At 55.4% G+C, this 17,727-nt stretch carries 14 protein-coding genes; 13 read left to right on the plus strand and 1 reads right to left on the minus strand.

Features of this window, described 5'->3' with window-relative positions; genetic code table 11:
• Nucleotides 1-171: 171 nt before the first annotated feature.
• From FHX14_RS27245 to FHX14_RS27280, 8 genes are all read left to right on the plus strand, one after another.
• Complete coding sequence (locus FHX14_RS27245) at nucleotides 172-1,467, plus strand: FAD-dependent oxidoreductase (RefSeq protein ID WP_184380007.1); 1,296 nt, start codon at nucleotides 172-174, stop codon at nucleotides 1,465-1,467.
• A gap of 780 nt (nucleotides 1,468-2,247) precedes the next feature.
• Nucleotides 2,248-3,903: an ABC transporter substrate-binding protein gene (locus FHX14_RS27250; RefSeq protein ID WP_130815822.1), complete on the plus strand. Its 1,656-nt coding sequence runs from the start codon at nucleotides 2,248-2,250 to the stop codon at nucleotides 3,901-3,903.
• Between the two features lie 111 nt (nucleotides 3,904-4,014).
• Nucleotides 4,015-5,076 (plus strand): sugar ABC transporter permease, encoded by a 1,062-nt coding sequence (locus tag FHX14_RS27255; RefSeq protein WP_348649272.1) that lies wholly within the window; start codon nucleotides 4,015-4,017, stop codon nucleotides 5,074-5,076.
• Nucleotides 5,069-5,950: a carbohydrate ABC transporter permease gene (locus tag FHX14_RS27260; RefSeq protein ID WP_184380009.1), complete on the plus strand. Its 882-nt coding sequence runs from the start codon at nucleotides 5,069-5,071 to the stop codon at nucleotides 5,948-5,950. The genes FHX14_RS27255 and FHX14_RS27260 overlap by 8 nt, the downstream gene beginning before the upstream one ends.
• A 38-nt stretch (nucleotides 5,951-5,988) precedes the next feature.
• Nucleotides 5,989-6,759, plus strand: coding sequence for an SDR family oxidoreductase (locus tag FHX14_RS27265; protein ID WP_184380011.1), 771 nt, complete (start codon nucleotides 5,989-5,991; stop codon nucleotides 6,757-6,759).
• 124 nt (nucleotides 6,760-6,883) lie between these two features.
• A complete protein-coding gene (locus FHX14_RS27270) occupies nucleotides 6,884-7,369 on the plus strand; it encodes a (2Fe-2S)-binding protein (RefSeq protein WP_246713470.1) in 486 nt (161 codons plus the stop codon).
• Complete coding sequence (locus FHX14_RS27275; RefSeq protein ID WP_184380013.1) at nucleotides 7,356-8,354, plus strand: xanthine dehydrogenase family protein subunit M; 999 nt, start codon at nucleotides 7,356-7,358, stop codon at nucleotides 8,352-8,354. Before FHX14_RS27270 ends, FHX14_RS27275 begins: the two co-directional genes overlap by 14 nt.
• Nucleotides 8,351-10,480 (plus strand): xanthine dehydrogenase family protein molybdopterin-binding subunit, encoded by a 2,130-nt coding sequence (locus FHX14_RS27280; RefSeq protein WP_184380015.1) that lies wholly within the window; start codon nucleotides 8,351-8,353, stop codon nucleotides 10,478-10,480. Before FHX14_RS27275 ends, FHX14_RS27280 begins: the two co-directional genes overlap by 4 nt.
• A gap of 50 nt (nucleotides 10,481-10,530) precedes the next feature.
• Here the strand turns inward: FHX14_RS27280 and FHX14_RS27285 are convergent, their stop codons facing one another.
• On the minus strand, nucleotides 10,531-11,355 hold the full coding sequence (locus FHX14_RS27285) for an SDR family oxidoreductase (protein ID WP_130815802.1): 825 nt from the start codon (nucleotides 11,353-11,355) through the stop codon (nucleotides 10,531-10,533).
• A 231-nt stretch (nucleotides 11,356-11,586) separates the two neighbouring features.
• On the opposite strand from FHX14_RS27285, the gene FHX14_RS27290 reads away from it, so the two are divergent.
• The 5 genes from FHX14_RS27290 to FHX14_RS27310 all read left to right on the plus strand — a co-directional run.
• On the plus strand, nucleotides 11,587-12,153 hold the full coding sequence (locus tag FHX14_RS27290) for a cupin domain-containing protein (protein WP_205934392.1): 567 nt from the start codon (nucleotides 11,587-11,589) through the stop codon (nucleotides 12,151-12,153).
• Nucleotides 12,154-12,260: 107 nt separating this feature from the next.
• Entirely contained in the window at nucleotides 12,261-13,328 is a 1,068-nt protein-coding gene (gene ugpC / locus FHX14_RS27295) for a sn-glycerol-3-phosphate ABC transporter ATP-binding protein UgpC (protein ID WP_184380017.1), read from the plus strand.
• 636 nt (nucleotides 13,329-13,964) lie between these two features.
• The gene (locus FHX14_RS27300; RefSeq protein ID WP_184380019.1) at nucleotides 13,965-14,987 is read left to right on the plus strand and encodes a zinc-binding dehydrogenase; all 1,023 of its coding nucleotides are present in this window, start codon (nucleotides 13,965-13,967) and stop codon (nucleotides 14,985-14,987) included.
• A 53-nt stretch (nucleotides 14,988-15,040) separates the two neighbouring features.
• Nucleotides 15,041-16,540, plus strand: coding sequence for an aldehyde dehydrogenase family protein (locus FHX14_RS27305; RefSeq protein WP_246713471.1), 1,500 nt, complete (start codon nucleotides 15,041-15,043; stop codon nucleotides 16,538-16,540).
• A 60-nt stretch (nucleotides 16,541-16,600) separates the two neighbouring features.
• Nucleotides 16,601-17,727, plus strand: a 1,127-nt coding sequence (locus FHX14_RS27310; RefSeq protein WP_246713472.1) for an IS110 family transposase, incomplete at its 3' end; no start/stop codon positions are given.

The raw sequence follows: 17,727 nt of genomic DNA on the forward strand, positions 1-17,727 counted from the left end.
TAATTGAAGAATGGAGCAGTCGAAGCTGACGTTACGCCTCGTAACCTAGTGCAGGTACTCAGGAGCCGCGTGCATCTGATATTCAGCGCATTTCGCAGAGGCAAATTCGCTTCAGCAAAGACAAAAGGAATTCGCTTCGGATGTAGCCGCAGGACAAGGTTGGGAGGCCTCATGAGTAGCGAAATTGATGTCGTCATTGTCGGCGCCGGTGCCGCGGGGATTGCAGCGTCGCGACAGCTGGCGAAAGGTAGATGTTCTGCCGTTATCGTTGAGGCGCTGCCGCGCCCAGGGGGGAGGGCATGGACGACAGTTGCTGGAGGATACCGTCTCGATCTTGGTTGTGGCTGGCTGCATTCGGCTGACCGCAATCCCTGGTCACGCATAGCTGAAGAAAACGGCTTTGCTGTCGATCGCAGAGAAGCAGCTTGGGGTAAGCAATTCGGTGATCTCGGTTTTCTACCAGAAGAGCAGCGGGCGGCAAGGCAAGCGCTACAGGAATGGGAAAAGCGCCTACCGGCTGTTGTCGAAGACAGCGATTGTGCCGGGGATGCACTCACACCGGAGAACAAATGGAATCCTTATGTGCAGGCGATCTGCGGGTTTTCGAATGGCGTTGCTCCCGATTTGATGTCGGCGAGCGACTACCTGGCTTACGACGCGGCATGCACCTATCGAAATTGGCGTGTGCCAGACGGATACGGCACGATGATAACGGCGAGTATACCATCGCAAATTCCGGTTTGGCTTGATACGCCCATACATAGCCTCATCGATAACGGCCGCCGGCTGAAGATTGAAACATCAAGAGGGAGCATCTCTGCGCGCGCCGCCATCATGACGGTCTCGACAAACGTCCTTGCGGGCGATGCCATCAAGTTGCCAGGGGTTTTGGACCCTTGGCGGCATGCAGCGGGGCGTTTGCCTTTGGGTCACGATGAAAAGCTGTTCCTCAACATCCATGATCCCGATGCGTTCTCGCCAGAAACGCATCTGATCGGAAATCCCTATGATAGCGCGACGTGCGATTTCTATATTCGCCCTTTCGGGCGGCCAATCATCGAGTGTTATCTTGGCGGGGACAGCGCGCTTATTGTTGCACGGCATGGTCTTGCGGCCGGCTATCGATTGGCGATCGATCAACTTGCGCATCTGTTCGGATCGGATATCCGGTCCAAACTATCGCCGCTGGTCGGATCCAGCTGGTACTCCACCGACCGGATCGGAGGCGCCTATAGCTGTGCACTTCCGGGCCAAGCAACAGCGCGTCGCAGTTTGGCCAGATCCTGGGATCAACGCATTTTTTTCGCGGGGGAGGCCACACACAGCTACGATTTCTCCACCGCACACGGTGCTTATGAAAGTGGCTTGCGCGCCGCCGATGAAGCCCTTGCCGCGCTCAACCTGTCAAGGGTTGTGTTCCAACCCCTAATGACGCCGACAGCAAAAATTCATGAAGCCGTTTCATGACGGCAAACAATGGCGCTGATACTATTGGCGTAAAAGGCGTTGCTGAGGTATTTCCCAAGTGGCCTCGTTCATGAAGATAAACTGGTCTTTCCTCAATTTTTCATGTGAATCGGCGCCAACGGGAAAATTGGTGCTGCCGCCTTTTATAGTCCAGAGCGCATAAACCCATTCAGCGGCTTCGCGGGTGACGCCCCGCAACACAACTGCGCTAAGATGCGGTCGTCGAGCGAGCAACCGAGCGACCTATTGGTCATAACTCGCAACATACGGGATTTACGTATTGCCTGATTGACCCTGATGTCACCTTGGCGATAAAGCGGCCGGTTGGCGAGAATTGCGGCTTTTTGTGGTTAGAATGCGGCGGGTTGGCCTAGAATCTGTGCACTAAAGCTTCATCGGCCGAAGGTGATAGCATCAGCAAATCTCATACTTTAGGATCTTCATTGACACAGCGACGCGGGTGAAGATACCGTCATCAGCGGCGGCCAAGCAAAGTACCTTTTCTGGCGACTGCAGGTTCGGAGGCTTGCACGCACATATAACTGACACGTCGGATCTATCGACAGAACGCGTAAATGACGCGCAGGGAACCTCCCTGATCCCCTGGATTTGTCCGACGTGAAGAAAGACGCGCTAAGACGGACCCTTTGAGAGGAATTCGCAACCGGGGAGGGGCGAAAACCCGAGGGAAAACGATGGGCCCGTCATTCGTTTAGCGGGACGAGCTCGATGACGACCGTCATCGCAATCGTCGCGTACAACTTCATGGGAGGAGAAGTCATGAAAGTCGCATTACACGAACATTTTTTGCATATTAACCGACGCGCACTGCTTAAGAGTGCCGCAGCGGCGACTTTGCTGGGGGCGACAGCAAAGTATACACCTGCGCTCGCGCAGAACAATCTTCGCGCGGAGATCCTAAAAATCCCTGGCGTTGGCAGCGGACAGCCTGGCGATGCGGAATGGCAGAAGGTTGGCGAGTTGTGTCTGGGGGCAACTAAACAGAGCGTTAAGCAGGGTGAGTTTAAAGGAGTGGAGCTGACGTTTCTTGGTACAAATGCCAGCAACGTTCACAACGTGCTGTCACGAGGGCTCCTAAAACCTTGGGAGGCTTACACGGGCGCCAAAATTACCTGGATCGACCTTAGTGTCCCAGATTTCAACGCGCGTTTGCAACAGTCAATCGCTTTGAATGCTATCGACTTTGACATCATCGAGATGGGCGCCGCCTTCGAGGGCGACACGTGTAGCAGGGGTCTCATGTCGGAGGTTCCTGATTGGGTCAAGAAGCAAGTCGACATGGATGATTATGTCAACTATTTGAAAGCCCCGGTTGGAACCTGGGACGGCAAGACTTATCGCGTTTCCGTTGACGGCGATTGCCATAACTTCAACTATCGAACCGACGTGTTTTCCGATGCAGACCTTGCCCAGAGCTGGGACAAAGAGGTCAGCGAAAAAGCAGGGCTAGTCCACTGGGGGCTTCCGCAGACTTGGCAGCAAGTCCAAGCTGCAACTAAGTTCCTTAAGGGCAAGCAGGTTGGGGGGATGGACGCCTTTGGCTACCTGGATGCTTGCAAGCCATGGGGCGGTTTCGGCTTCTACTATCTTGCATCGCGCGCGTCTGCCTACGCCAAGCATCCAAGCGACAAGGCGTGGATATTCGACGTCGATACGATGAAGCCTAGAATCAATAACGCTGCATGGGTTCGCGCAATACAGGACGTCGTGGATGCGCTGCCGTTCGAGCCCGCCGATCAGCTTGGTATGGATCCGCTCGGCACCGGCTTCACTCAGTTTTTGGGCGGCACGGGGTCCATGCTCGCCTGGTGGGGTGACATTGGCTCCAATGTTAAAACCAACGACAATTCAGTGATTGGAGATTTGACAGGATTTTCAATTTTACCGGGTTCACCCGACGTTTACAACTCGAAGACAGGACTCTGGGAGACGCTTTCCTCCGGCCCCAACCGTGCCCCGAATATGGCATTCATTGGCTACGGACTGTACGTCATGGCGAGAGTTGACGGTGACTCTTTGAAGCATAGAGCGGCCTGGTCGGCTGTGGCCCACCTTGGTGGAAAGGATTTGTCGCTCTGGACCGCTGCCTATCCGTCGGGTCTGCAACCTTATCGTAACAGTCAATTCAACGTCTCGGAATGGGTTGGGGCAGGTTACGATGAGACTTTCGTTACTTCATATCTTCGATCGCAGGCGGATTCTTATAATCACCCGAACGCAGCGGTTGAGCCACGTCTTCCGGGTATTTATCAATATTACAGCATCGCGGAAGACGAGCTGTCGAAGATTTATTCCGGCCAAGTCAAACCGCAAGAGGGGGCAGATGCGATTGCTTCCGCCTGGGAAAAGATCACGGATCAATTGGGCCGGGATAAGCAAATAGCGCTCTACAAGGCATCACTAGGGGTACAATAAATTTGATCGGCGCCGGCCACCGTGGCCGGCGCCCCAACGGCGGATTTGAGCGTGATAGCCATAGAAAATAGTAGCCAGAAGACTTCCTTTACCCCCGAAAGCAAGCAAGACATCCGCCTTTTGGGGCATTTTATAGTCGCTGCGGCGTCAGGACTGTTGGTGGCAATGCTCGCAGTGCAGGTTCTTTACAAGACCGGTACGATCCCAATTGGTTTTGAGACATGGCGACCGGCCCTCTACGCATATGTTTTATGGGCAATTGCCTTAGGGATCGTGCAGGTTTTGGTTCGCGGGGAAGCGGGTCAACGTGCGTTGTTTATACTGCCAGCCGTTCTTTTTACCGTTGCAGTTGTGGTCTTCCCGACCGTGTTCGGGCTCTTTGTCGCGTTTACAGACTGGAATCTTTCGGGAGCAGCCGGGCCGCGGTTCAACGGTCTTGCGAACTTCAAGCAGATGCTCGGTGATGGGTATTTTTGGAATGCTCTCTGCAACATGGTGTTCTACGTTGCCGCCGTTCTCGTACAATATTGCTTGGCCTTTGGACTCGCGCTTCTTTTAAATCTCGAGATCCGAGCCCGAAAATTTTTTCGCGTAGCCTTTCTACTTCCCTTTATGTTGAGTCCAGTTGCGGTAAGTTGGATGATTGGAAAGTCAATCATGGACTTCCGATCCGGCCCATTGACGCACCTCGCGCGAGCGATCGGATGGGACAATCCAAGCTTCTTTACCTCGCCAATGATTGCTAGGATCAGCATCGCGGTGCTAGACGCCTGGGTTTGGATCCCATTCACGGTAATCCTGCTGTTAGCGGGACTACAAGCAATTTCAAAGGAGGTGCAGGAGGCCGCAAGGGTCGACGGCGCCACTCCGTGGGCAGCGTTCTGGCACATCACGTTTCCCCTGATGCTACCTGTTTCGATAACAGCAATCATCGTTCGGGTCATCTTTCAGCTGAAGCTCGCCGATATGGTCATTAACACGACATATGGTGGGCCAGGTGGTGCAACCGACACCGTCTCAAGCTTTATTTTCCGAGAGTATCGAGATCGTTCGAACGTTGGCTATGGAACGATGCTAGCGATGGTGTACCTCGTGCTGATCATCGGTTTTCTCCTCATATTTTTATCCGTGCTGAAACGTTTTACGCGCTGGAACGAGGGAACAAATGAATAGTCGTGCGAGACATCTGATAAGCAAAACACTCACCTACAGCGCATTGTGCCTTTGGGCTTTCGTCTGCCTCTTTCCAATTTATTGGACGTTTACAACGGCTTTCAAGAGAGCTCCGGATATTCTGCGAGGCAATCTCGTCCCGTGGATTGACTTTATTCCGGATTGGATCGGCTGGAGGTCACTTGGCTTATCGCCGGACAGAATCGGAGAAACGTCCACGGTGCGAGACGAGTTTCTGCTTCGGTTCGAAAATAGCGTCATCATATCGCTCAGCGCGGCGTCCTTGGCCGTTGTGCTTGGTGCACCCGCCGCCTACGGCCTTTCTCGCTTTCGCTACAAGTTCGGGGTGATGGGGAACAGCGACATATCGTTTTTCTTTCTGTCCCAGATGATCCTGCCGCCTGTCGTCCTGGCTCTGCCCGTCCTCGTGCTCTATCAGGGACTTAACATGCTTGATACCCGACTTGGGCTGATTGTCATTTATACACTTTCGGTGCTTCCCAATGTTATATGGATTATGCAAGACCAGTTCGGGTCAATACCGAACGAACTAGAACAAGCGGCGTTGGTCGATGGCTGTACGGTTTGGGGCGCCTTTTTCCGCATTGTCGTGCCCCTCGCGCTGCCTGGCATGGTCGCCGCCTTCATTTTATCGATCGTTCTGTGCTGGAACGAGTATTTCTTCGCAGCACTGCTTACGAGCACCAACGCAACCACACTGCCGGTCATGGTCGCGAGCCAAACAAGTTCTCAGGGCGTCTCCTGGTGGACAATGGCAGCTTTGGCGTTCGCAGCGATTTTGCCTCTTATTCTGGTCGGCATTTTCCTCGAAAAATATATCGTCAAGGGGCTGACGGCTGGCGCCGTAAAGTAAAGCACGCGGTCATCGTAGGTCGAGAAAGGGGAGGCGACATGTCTTTATCAAATAGAATGAATCTTGCCGGAAAAGTCGCCCTGATCGCAGGGGGCGCAGGCGGTATCGGTGCAGCTATAGCTAACGGGTTCATCGAAGCTGGCGCCAAAGTCGTACTGGGTGATAATGTCGAATCCCTGGGGGATATCGCCAGCCAAATGTCCCGAAATAGTAGCGCGGACTGGGTGAGCATGGACGTAACCAAAAGCGGGTCCGTGGACGAGGCTGTGGCGCATGTGGTCAACGGGCACGGTAAGTTGGATATTCTTGTTGCAGCTGCCGGGGTTACCTATGAAGAACCAACCCTCGATCACACTGATGAAAACTGGCGGCGCGTCATGGCAGTAAACCTCGACGGCGCGTTTTATTGCATGAGAGCAGCGGGACGGCAAATGGCCAAGTCCGGCGGTGGCTCCATCATAGCAATTTCTTCTATCTGCAGCCGTGTTCGCGTGCGGCCGGAACTTCACGTTGGATATGACGCTACAAAGGCCGCTGTCGCTCTGCTATGCCGTAACATCGCGGTTGAATGGGCCGATCACAATATCCGCGTGAATGCCGTGGCGCCTGGCTATTGCGACACAACCTTGCTTGGCGCGGTCGGCCGAGCCCGCCCAGACGTGTTAAAGCAATGGCTCGAGGACATCCCCCAGCACCGGCTGATTGCTCCTCGGGAGATCGCAGATGCGGTTTCGTTTCTTGCGTCAGATGCGGCAAGCGGCATCACAGGCCAAGAGCTGGTGGTTGATGGCGGTTATTCGGTGGCATAAAGGCGAAATGATGTGCGATCAAAGCAAGACAGGTTCTGCGGGGCAGAACGCGGTGTTGGGGCCCTCCGCAGAACCCTCTTGCCTGCGCCCATCTAAAGGTCGCAGCGGGGTAGCGGAGGCCTCATTGTTGGAGGTTGTTCTTCGTATTAATCGCGGCGACCATCGACTTTCAATCGATCCGCGAGCCACTTTGTTGGACGTACTGCGTGAAAAGCTGAATTTGACCGGATCCAAGAAGGGCTGCGGCCTTGGTCAGTGTGGGGCCTGCACGATCTTGATGGATGGAAATCGATTCAAATCATGCTTGTTGCTTGCTGCCCTTGTTGAACGACGCGACATCATTACCATCGAAGGACTGGCTGACGGAGATCGACTTCATCCGCTTCAGTCGGCGTTCATCGAGCGAGACGCATTTCAGTGTGGTTACTGCACCTCTGGGCAGATCATGTCCGGTATCGCTTGCATCGCCGAAGGACACGCCGGTTCCGCAGAAGAAATTCGCGTGTGGATGAGCGGAAACCTCTGCCGATGCGGTGCGTACGACAATATCGTTACCGCTATTCAGGATGCGGCCGGCAAGAAAGAAGCGGGTGACGATGGGGCCTTTTGATCTACATCGTCCGACTGACCTCAATGAAGCCATATCGTTGAATGCGCATTCGGGCCGAACAGACGTGCTCAGCGCGTTTATCGCTGGGGGCACCGACATGGTGCAGCTTCTACAGGAGAATGTTCTCCAACCCCGAAGACTAGTCAGCCTGTGTGGACTACTTGATGAGGGTATCCACATGGAAGCGCATGAGTTGCGATTGGGCGCTGCAGCAACAATGGCAAAGGTCGCTGCCCATCCCGACGTCCTTTTACATTATTCCCTGATTGCCGAGGCGATCTTGAACTCCGCGAGCCCACAGGTGCGCAATCAAGCAACGATCGCAGGCAATCTCTTGCAGCGGACCCGTTGTCCCTATTTTCGCGACGTGGGGTACGAAGCGTGCAACAAGCGTAATCCCGGCTCCGGATGCGCTGCAATCGGAGGCGAAAATCGGTGGCATGCCATATTAGGTGCCAGCGAAAGCTGTATTGCCGTCCATGCTTCGGACCTCGCGGTAGCCCTTGTAGCACTCGATGCATCCGTCTCACTTTTGGGGCCAAAAGGGCAGCGGCATGTAAACCTAGATAAGATGTATCAGCTTCCCGGAGATACGCCGCATATCGAGGCAGACCTCAAGCCAGGCGAAATCATCACAGCAATTACCGTCCCTCGGGACGCAGCAGGACTTCAATGTTCCTACATCAAGGTCCGCGACAGGGCTTCGTTTGAGTTCGCCGTCGTGTCGGCAGCGGTTGCGCTGGACATAAAGGGACGCCAGATACGTGATGCCCGCATTGCAGTTGGCGGGGTCGCTACACGTCCTTGGCGCCTTCCCCAGGTAGAAGCCAAACTCAAAGCTGCGCACTTTGACATCAACGCGTTAGATGCTGCTGCAGAAGCGGCGACGCAGGGCGCGCGCGGCCAGGGTCACAACGAATACAAGATTGAACTGATGAAAAGAGCCGTGCGACGTGCGCTTGAAACGGCAGGAGGTTTTCGATGATCAATTTCATCGGCAAGCCCGTAAGCAGGGTTGACGGTCGTCTCAAGGTTACTGGGGGTGCCGTTTTTTCCGCTGAGTTTAATTGTCCGGGCCTTGCCCATGCGGCGGTGGTGCGAAGCACAATAGCCAGCGGTCGGATTACGGCGATTGCCGTAGACGAGGCGGATCGTGCGCCTGGAGTGATCGCAGTCCTGACGCATCAGAACTGCCCGAGGCTGCCCTATCACCCGCACAAGAGCCTACCCGATGCCGTCGTGGGCGAACGACTGCATGTCCTTCAAGACGACCACATCAGTCATCAGGGTCAGCCAGTCGCGCTGATTATCGCTGAGACCCTTGAGGAAGCGGCCCATGCGGTAAGCCTCGTGCGTGTTAGCTACGCGCCCGATGCAGGTACCACGGATTATCTCAGCGTAACGCCCGTTGATCCGACTGACGAAAAAGCCGCTGTCACCGGGCTCAGACGGGAAGAGTCGCAACGCGGTAATCCGGCTGAGGTTTTCGCCACAGCAGAGGTTAGTTTTGACGGCAACTATTCAATTCCGAGAGAATATCATAATCCGATCGAAACGCATGCGACTATCGCGTCCTGGGATGGCGACCAGCTGACCTTGTGGGATAAAACCCAGTGGGTTCACAACGTAGCTGACGAAATTGCAGCCATTTTCGGAATGCCCGCGCGAGACATCCACGTCATATCACCTTTTGTGGGTGGGGCTTTCGGCTCAGCGGCAAGGGTCTGGGCGCATGTAACCCTTGCCGCGCTGGGGGCCAGAATTGTTGGGCGGCCGGTTAAGCTCGTTCTGACCCGGCGCGATATGTACTATGGAACTGGCTACCGTCCAAGATCGACGCAGCGAGTGGCGATCGGCGCATCGCTTGAAGGGCGGCTGCAGTCCATAAGCCACGAGGTAAGCCATGAAACTTCGACCTACGAGGAGTACATGGAATCCCTTTTATTCGCGACACGGTTTTTGCACTCTTGTCCAAACGTCTATACTCGCTATCACCTTGCTCCGATGAACATTCACACGCCCACATATATGCGAGGTCCGGGTGAAGCGAGCGGATTGTTTGCGCTGGAATCCGCCCTTGACGAGTTGGCTGCAAACCTCAAGATCGATCCTGTTGAACTCCGTTTGCGAAACGAGCCGGACATTGACGAATCCACGAACTTGCCGTTCTCGAGCCGCTCGACGCGAGAATGTTATCTGCTGGCGACGGAGCGCTTTGGTTGGAGCAAGCGTAATCCGGAACCACGGTCAATGCGCGACGGCCGATTGTTGGTCGGCTGGGGTATGGCTACCGGCGTATATCCGGTCTACGTCGCGACAGCTTCAGCGAGGGTGCGCATCTTTCCGAATGGCACGGCGGAAGTCGTGAGCGCAGCCAGTGACATGGGTCCGGGCACATATACGTCAATGACTCAAGTTGCAGCAGAAACACTCGGACTCTCTCTCGATCAGATTACTTTCAAACTTGGTGATACAAACCTGCCGCGGGCGGCGATCCATGCCGGATCGATGACGATGAGCAGCGTTGGGAGTGCCATTCAGGCGGCATGCGATATGGCGCGCGCAGAGGCGCTATTGCAGACAGGTGCGTCCACCCTCAAAGAGGCTTTGCGACATTTGAAGGGGCCTATAGAGAAGTTGGCAGATTTTTCTCCTGAAGGCGGAGAACAAAAATTCTCCATGAACGCGTTCTCAGCAGTGTTTGCCGAGGTTACCGTCGATCCGGAGCTCGGCGAAACGCGTGTGCGGCGGATGGTAGGGGCTTATGGAGCTGGACGCATCGTCAATCCGAAGATTGCCCGCAGCCAATGTGTTGGAGGTATGATCGGCGGGATTGGAATGGCACTAATGGAGCACGCGATCGTCGATCCGAGGTCTGGGCGGGTGGTAAACGCGAATTTGGCGGAATATGCAGTTCCGGTTCACGCCGATGCGCCCCCGTTGATAGACGTGATTTTCGTGGATGAAAAAGACCCCTATGTGCCTATGGGTGTCAAGGGTATTGGCGAATTGGCAATGGCCGGCATTGCTCCCGCCATTTCAAATGCTGTCTTCCATGCAACAGGGAGACGGGTACGCAGTCTGCCAATCACGCCGGACAAGTTGCTTTAACGGAGACGCCCTGCAGACTTCACATCGCTTTATGAAGTTTGCGCAATGATCTACTTGATAACCGCGGCTGATATTGCCCTCGCCAACTTATCCCCTTGCGAGGTGATCGCCCCGATCGTGTGCCCCCCATCCACCACCAGGGCGTGACCGATGGTAAATCCGGCTGTGCTTGAGCACAGCCAGAGAACAGCCGACGCAATCTCTTCCGGCCGACCCAAGCGGCCGATCGGTTCCTCCGCTGCCATCCGCGCCAAGCCCTCTGCAGTGCCACCGGAGACTTCAACTGCCATGCTTGTGTGTACGATCCCGGGACAAACGGCGTTGATCCGGACGCCAGTCTCGGCATAGTCTAGCGCTGCAGAACGGGTCAAACCAATCACTGCATGTTTAGCTGCAGAATAGGCCGCGGCACCTTTGATGCCCATGATTCCTGCACCTGAAGATGTGTTTACAATCGCACCTCCGCCTCGCTTTTGCATGAGTGGAATCTGACTACGCATGCAAAGAAATGTGCCTGTGACATTGATATCAATAATCCGACGCCATTCCTGATCACTGATATCAGCAGCCGCTGCAACGTTTTGATATTTCCCTGCGTTGTTGAAGGCGAAATCGAGACCACCAAAGGTGTCCACCGTCTGAGCTAGGGCATTCTCGACCTCGCTTTCAACTGTGAGATCACAGCGCAAGGACAGCGCTCTTCCACCCGCATCCTGAACGGCTTTCGCGGACTTTTCACAGCCCGCTTGATCGATGTCGACCAAAGCGACATACGCGCCGGCCTGCGCAAATGCGATAGCCGTCGCGCGTCCGATACCACCAGCCGCCCCCGTGACAAACGCAACTTTCCCAATGAAATCGTGGTTCGTAGTCATCCGTTCCTCCTTGGATGCAACCTTGAGGGTGGGTTAGATCATGACATACTCCACACATGTCAATATAAGGGATTCCTTCGCCATTGGTAGTGCGAAGCTCATGTTGTCACCCGGCCTAAGTAAATTCGAATCATCAGCCCACAGCAAATCGCGCGTGATATAGGTGCTTCGGATTTCGCCATGCACGAACTATGGAAATCCCGTAATTCGAGATTTAATATGGAGGCTGAAATGGGAACTGGCAAAGTGCCGAATGCGTTGAAAACCGACCACCGGAATGCCTCAGCCCGCAGGGTTGTCACGGGCGTGGACAGCGAAGGACGCTCCACTATTGTAAGCGACGGCGACGTTCCTACCAGATTTGTTGGTGAGGCCTATACGGTTAACCAGGTCTGGCAAGCCGGCACCTTGCCAACCCCGGCATTGGCAGAAAATACGCTGCGCGAAGGCGCAGGGTTCGTATCGCCCGCAGCCGGTTACACTTATGTGATCACAACCTTCCCACCTGATAGCTCGTGGGATTACGAGGGACAATATACGAAATCATTGATGGACTGGGGAGCAGGCGACGCGCTTCAACCGGGCGATGCGCCCGGGATGCACACCACTGATTCCGTCGACATCGTCACGGTAATTTCCGGTGAAATATGGGCAGTGCTGGAGACTGGCGAAACGTTGTTGAAACCCGGCGACACACTGATTCAGCGCGGCACGAAGCACGCTTGGAAAAACCGGAGCGATGCCGATTGCACGATCTCGGCGGTTCATGTGACCGCTATTCGGCCTTCCATCGCCTGAAGTGATCGATGGCGTAGTGTGAACGTGGCGCGGAATGATCGGCGGAGCGAGAATCAGTATGCCCCGTGCGCTAAAGTGTAAGCACGCATCAAATGAGGAAACACTGGATGGCTTCGGTTGAAATTGTGGATTTGCGTAAGGCTTACGGATCACTGGAGGTTATGCACGGTGTTTCGATCAACATTGAGAACGGCGAGTTCGTGGCGCTCGTGGGTCCCTCTGGATGTGGAAAGTCGACATTGCTGCGGATGATCGCGGGACTGGAGACGACAACATCGGGACAGGTAAAAATCGGCGATCGCGTTGTGAACAATTTGCCGCCGCGCGACCGCGACATCGCCATGGTTTTTCAAAGCTATGCGCTTTATCCCCACAAGACAGTTGCTCAGAACATGGGGTTTGCGCTTAAAATGCGCGGGACTCGCGCGGACGAGGTTGCAACGAGGGTACGCCGCGCCGCAGACATTCTGGATCTTGTCCCTTATCTTGAGCGATTTCCACGACAGCTGTCTGGAGGACAACGACAGCGGGTGGCAATGGGACGAGCGATCGTCCGCGACCCGGCTGTGTTCCTGTTTGATGAACCGCTTTCAAACCTTGACGCCAAGCTGCGCGTTCAGATGCGCGCGGAGATAAAAGAGCTCCATCAAAGGCTGAAGACTACGACAGTCTATGTAACACACGACCAGGTGGAAGCCATGACGATGGCGGATCGCGTCGTGGTTCTTCGGGATGGGAGGGTCGAGCAAATAGGGACTCCGCTTGAACTTTATGATCGACCGGCAAACCTGTTCGTTGCCGGCTTCATTGGCTCTCCCTCAATGAATCTACTTCGCGGAACTTTGATGAAAAAAGATGACGCAGTATCGTTCAGAACAGTGTCAGGAGTGACCTTGCCCATTAACCATGCTCCCGAGCAGGCCTTGGGTCGAGATCTCTATTACGGGATCAGGCCTGAACACTTTACGCTTGACGGTGAAGGTGTAGAAGTCCAGATTTCTGTCGTCGAGCCTACCGGTGCTGAATCGCAAGTATTCGCAAAACTCGGAAACGACAAGATTATGGCAGTCTTCCGTGAAAGAATGACGCTGAAATCTGGAGCAAAACTGCGGATCAATCCAGTACGTCCATCAGTTCATCTCTTCGAGGCAGAGACAGGCGCGCGCATTAACTGACATGATTACGCTGACCAGCATGGCGGCGGATGATCCTCGATCGTCCGCCTCTTTGTTGCGCGGAGTATCACACTCCAGACACGTTCGGATGGCGAGACGACGTTTGGCAAGGTAGATAGTGAGCCTTCTCGGGCCGGGATGTCAGCGAACTGTGCTTCACTGCTATGTTTAAAAACTGTGCGCAGGGGAGCGCTGCTTGATCTTCGAGAGAAAGGGGTATGCCCTTGCTTTAGCAGCCGCGACGGAATGCAAGTGGCGGATCATACGACTGGCGAGCAACGGGCTTATCGAGCCGGATGAGTATCAGACGGAGGCGCGTCCCAACCGCCACGGGGTCCCGGCCGGCACGGGGAGATCAATCCCAATTCGGCCGTCACAATGGTTGCATACCCTCATCTTTCACGCAGCTTCTCAGGTTGTCAGTTCGCCATCGAACCTCCTTCCACTTGCTGCGCACACACGGATGAAAACTAGTTAGCTACCGAACGCTGTCGGGCGCAATGGCGAGGCGCGTTGGGCGATAAGCTGGGGGTATCGCCGCCTTGGACGCAAGCTTGCGCGATGCCGTTACCTCTGTCATCGAGCAAAACTGACGGCGCAAACTCGCTTGCGCCTACGTGCCCGAGAGGAGAACCAATGCAAGGCATTGTCTTTACCGGTGATTGTGGAATCCGCCTGGCAACATTTCCTGACCCGACCCCAGGGCCTGGGGAAGTAGTCCTTGAGATCAAGGCGTCGGGAATGTGCGGGAGCGATCTGCATATGTACCGCTCCGCTCCAGCAGCGATCTCTTCAGAATTGATAAGAGGTCACGAACCCTGCGGCGTGGTCGTTGCAGTCGGGCCGGGAACCGTTGCACCCCATGCGCGGGTCGGAGCGCGTGTTATGGTTCACCATTACACCGGCTGTGCCGGCTGCGCGCAGTGCAATTCCGGTTGGCCTCAGATGTGTGAAGAGGTTCCCGTCACAGTGTATGGCATCGATGGCCACGGCGCCCATGCGCCTTACATGAAGGTGCGCGCAGATACGCTGGTGCCTCTGGACGAGCGCCTAAGCTTCACCGCTGGCGCCGCCATCTCCTGTGGGACAGGAACCGCTTGGGGAGCGTTCGAGCGAATGGGCTTGACCGGCCGGGATACAGTTGCGGTATTTGGGCAGGGGCCCGTTGGACTGTCTGCGACGCTTATTGCAACCGCGCAAGGCGCCAAGGTTATCGCCATTGATGTCGATGACGAACGGCTTGGCATCGCAAAGGCTTTCGGCGCGGATTTCACGGTCAACCCCACCCGCGACGACGTGGCGGAGGTAATACGGGAATATACCAGCGGCAAGGGGGCCAGCAAGGTTCTAGAAACGTCCGGCGCAGCTTCTGCGGCGCTCGATTCAGTAAGGGTTGCGCGGGCCTGGGGTACCATCGGCCTGGTCGGTCTTGGCGCCGAATTCAGACTGACGCTGTCTCAGGTGCTGCGCCGGCAGCTCAATATCGTAACGTCTTGGACAATGTCTCTTCAGGGCCAACGCGCATGCGCCGATTTCGTCATCGAGAACAATCTCGAGCTCGACCGGCTCTTCACAAAACACTGGCGCCTCGATCAGGCAGAGGAGGCCTACCGGCTGTTCAATGAGCAAAGCAGCGGAAAAGCCGTCTTTATCCCCTGAACAATAGCCTAAAGCTTTATTTAAGTGCTGACGATCAATTCGGAATGACATCAATGACCCCAACAGCGTCTCGCATCCCACTTTCCGCAGCAACAGAAAGCCTACTAGCTCGCGACCAGTTCCTTCACCTGATCGACGGCAAAGATGTACCGTCGATATCCGGAAAGACGTTCGATACCTTCGATCCGTCGTCCGGCAACGTTCTTGCAAGGCTTTCTAAAGGAGATGCCGCTGACATCGACGCTGCCGTCAAAGCGGCACGCGGGGCTTTTGAGGGTCCCTGGCGGCTGTGGACGCCTTATGAACGCCAAAGGTTACTCCATCGGGTTCACGATATCATCGAAACGAATTTCGAAGAGCTTGCGCAAATCGAAACCATGGATATGGGCGCACCGATTTCGCGAACGATGGGATTCAAAACCTTTGTTCTCAAAGTTATCGCGTTCTTTGCATCGCAATGCGGCTCCGTCTCCGGCGAAACGCTCCTGAATAGTTTGCCAGGAAGTGTCCACACGATGAGTTTAAAGGCTCCGGTTGGGGTCGTCGGCGGCATTATTCCCTGGAACGGACCCCTGGGCAGCCAATGGTGGATTCTTGGAGCTGTATTGGCAAGCGGATGCACAGCAGTCCTGAAGCCCGCTGAAGATGCGTCGCTGTCGGTATTGCGGACCGTGGCTTTGCTGCATGAAGCAGGGATGCCGGCGGGTGTCATCAATGTCGTGACCGGTCAGGGCAGTGTTGCTGGTGCAGCGCTTGCAAGCCATCCCGGGGTCGATCGGATAGCTTTCACTGGCTCAACAGCAACTGGGCGCAAAATTATCGAAGCGTCTGCGATCAACATCAAAAAACTACAACTTGAGTTAGGAGGAAAGTCGCCTGACATCGTGTTCGCCGACGCGGATCTCGAAAAGGCTGTTCCTAGCGCTGCGATGGCAGTTTTCGCAAACACCGGCCAGGTTTGCTACGCAGGTAGCCGCGTTTTTGTGCAGCGCCCCATCTTGAGAGAGTTTTGCGACCGCCTTGCGGAGTTTACAAAGACGATCCGCATTGGACACGGACTGGACCCCGATGCCCAGCTTGGACCGCTGATTTCGAAAAAGCAGCTTGATAGCGTCATGTCGTACGTCAAGCTGGGTTCGAATGAAGGCGCAGAATTAATCTACGGCGGCCTGAGATTGGAGGGTCCCCTTGGCGACGGATTTTTTGTAAGCCCGACGATCTTTGCAAATGTCGAGAATAACATGAGGATTGCGCAAGAGGAAATCTTTGGGCCGGTCCTCTCTGTGATACCCTTCGATACAGAAGCAGAGGCGATTGCTCTTGGAAACGATTCGGAATACGGACTGGGCGGAGCGGTCTGGAGCCGCAATATCTCTACAGCCCTGAATGTCGTGCGGCAGATTCACACTGGAGTCATGTGGGTAAACTGCTATGGACTGATCGACCCGCTCGTCGGCTTTGGCGGTACCAAGTTGAGCGGCTATGGCGCAAAAGGCGGTCGTGCCCATCTTGATACCTACCTTTACACAAAAACGGTATACATCGACACGTGAGCTGGGGCCCGGATGGCCGAGAAGCGAAAGAAGCCGATCACGCCGCGCAGGTAAGGCCGTATGTCCGTCTTCGCGCCTGAGGTGGCTCGCCCTACACTGGTTTTCCGAGGGTTGCTCGGACAGGCCGAGCCGATCCTCATCACAGGAGGACGAGCCGTGGCAGATTATAGAGAAGCTTTTGTCGGAATCGATGTCGCCAAGCTGAAGAATGCGATTGCTGTTGCCGAATCTGGCCGGGAAGGAGAGGTCCGCTATTTCGGCGAGGTTGATGCATCCTATGCCAGCATGCGCCGCATTATCCAGCGAATAGCCGCGAAGTTTGATCGTGTACATTTCTGCTACGAAGCTGGCCCAACCGGTTACGGCCTGCATCGGCTGATCCAATCCCTTGGCCATGAATGCATGGTTGTCGCTCCGTCATTGATTCCAAGGAAGCCAGGCGACAGGGTGAAGACTAACCGTCGAGATGCACTCGCGCTCGCCCGGCTATTGAGGGCCGGCGAGCTCACGGCGGTGTGGGTTCCTGATGAGGGCCATGAGGCGATGCGCGACCTCGTTCGCGCTCGAGCTGCCGCTGTCGAGACGTTGCGGGTTCACCGACAACAGATAAGTGCCTTTATGCTCAAGCATGGTCGTATCTATCCACGCAAGAAGGGCTGGACGATGCGATATCTTTGCTGGCTGCAGGAGCAACAGTTCGATCACCCCGCGCATCAGATCGCTTTGCAGGAAATGGTCGAGGCGGTGCGCGTCTCGAAGGAGCGCGTCGAACGACTGGAGAAGGTCATCGAGGAATTCGTACCGAACTGGTCTCTTGCGCCGGTCGTCCGAGCTCTACAGACGCTAAGAGGGGTCGATCTGATCGTGGCCGTCACCTTTGCCACGGAGGTCGGCGACGTGAGCCGATTTGAAAGCCCGCGCCAACTGATGGGCTATCTCGGCCTGGTACCTGGCGAGCGATCAACGGGTGAAACGGTTCGACGAGGTGCGATTACCAAGGCTGGCAACGGCCGGGTTCGGCACATGTTGGTCGAGAGCGCCTGGACTTATCGCCATCCGCCGAAGGTCGGCGCGAGGAAGCTGTACCGTCTGGAGCAAGCGCCGCCGAAAGTGCGGGAGATAGCATGGAAGGCTCAGAGCCGGTTGACGGCTCGTTATCGAATGTTGACCGGGCGCGGAAAGCGAAC

The organism is Rhizobium sp. BK619, from assembly GCF_014195245.1.
In the GTDB taxonomy this organism is placed as follows: Bacteria; Pseudomonadota; Alphaproteobacteria; order Rhizobiales; family Rhizobiaceae; genus Rhizobium; species Rhizobium acidisoli.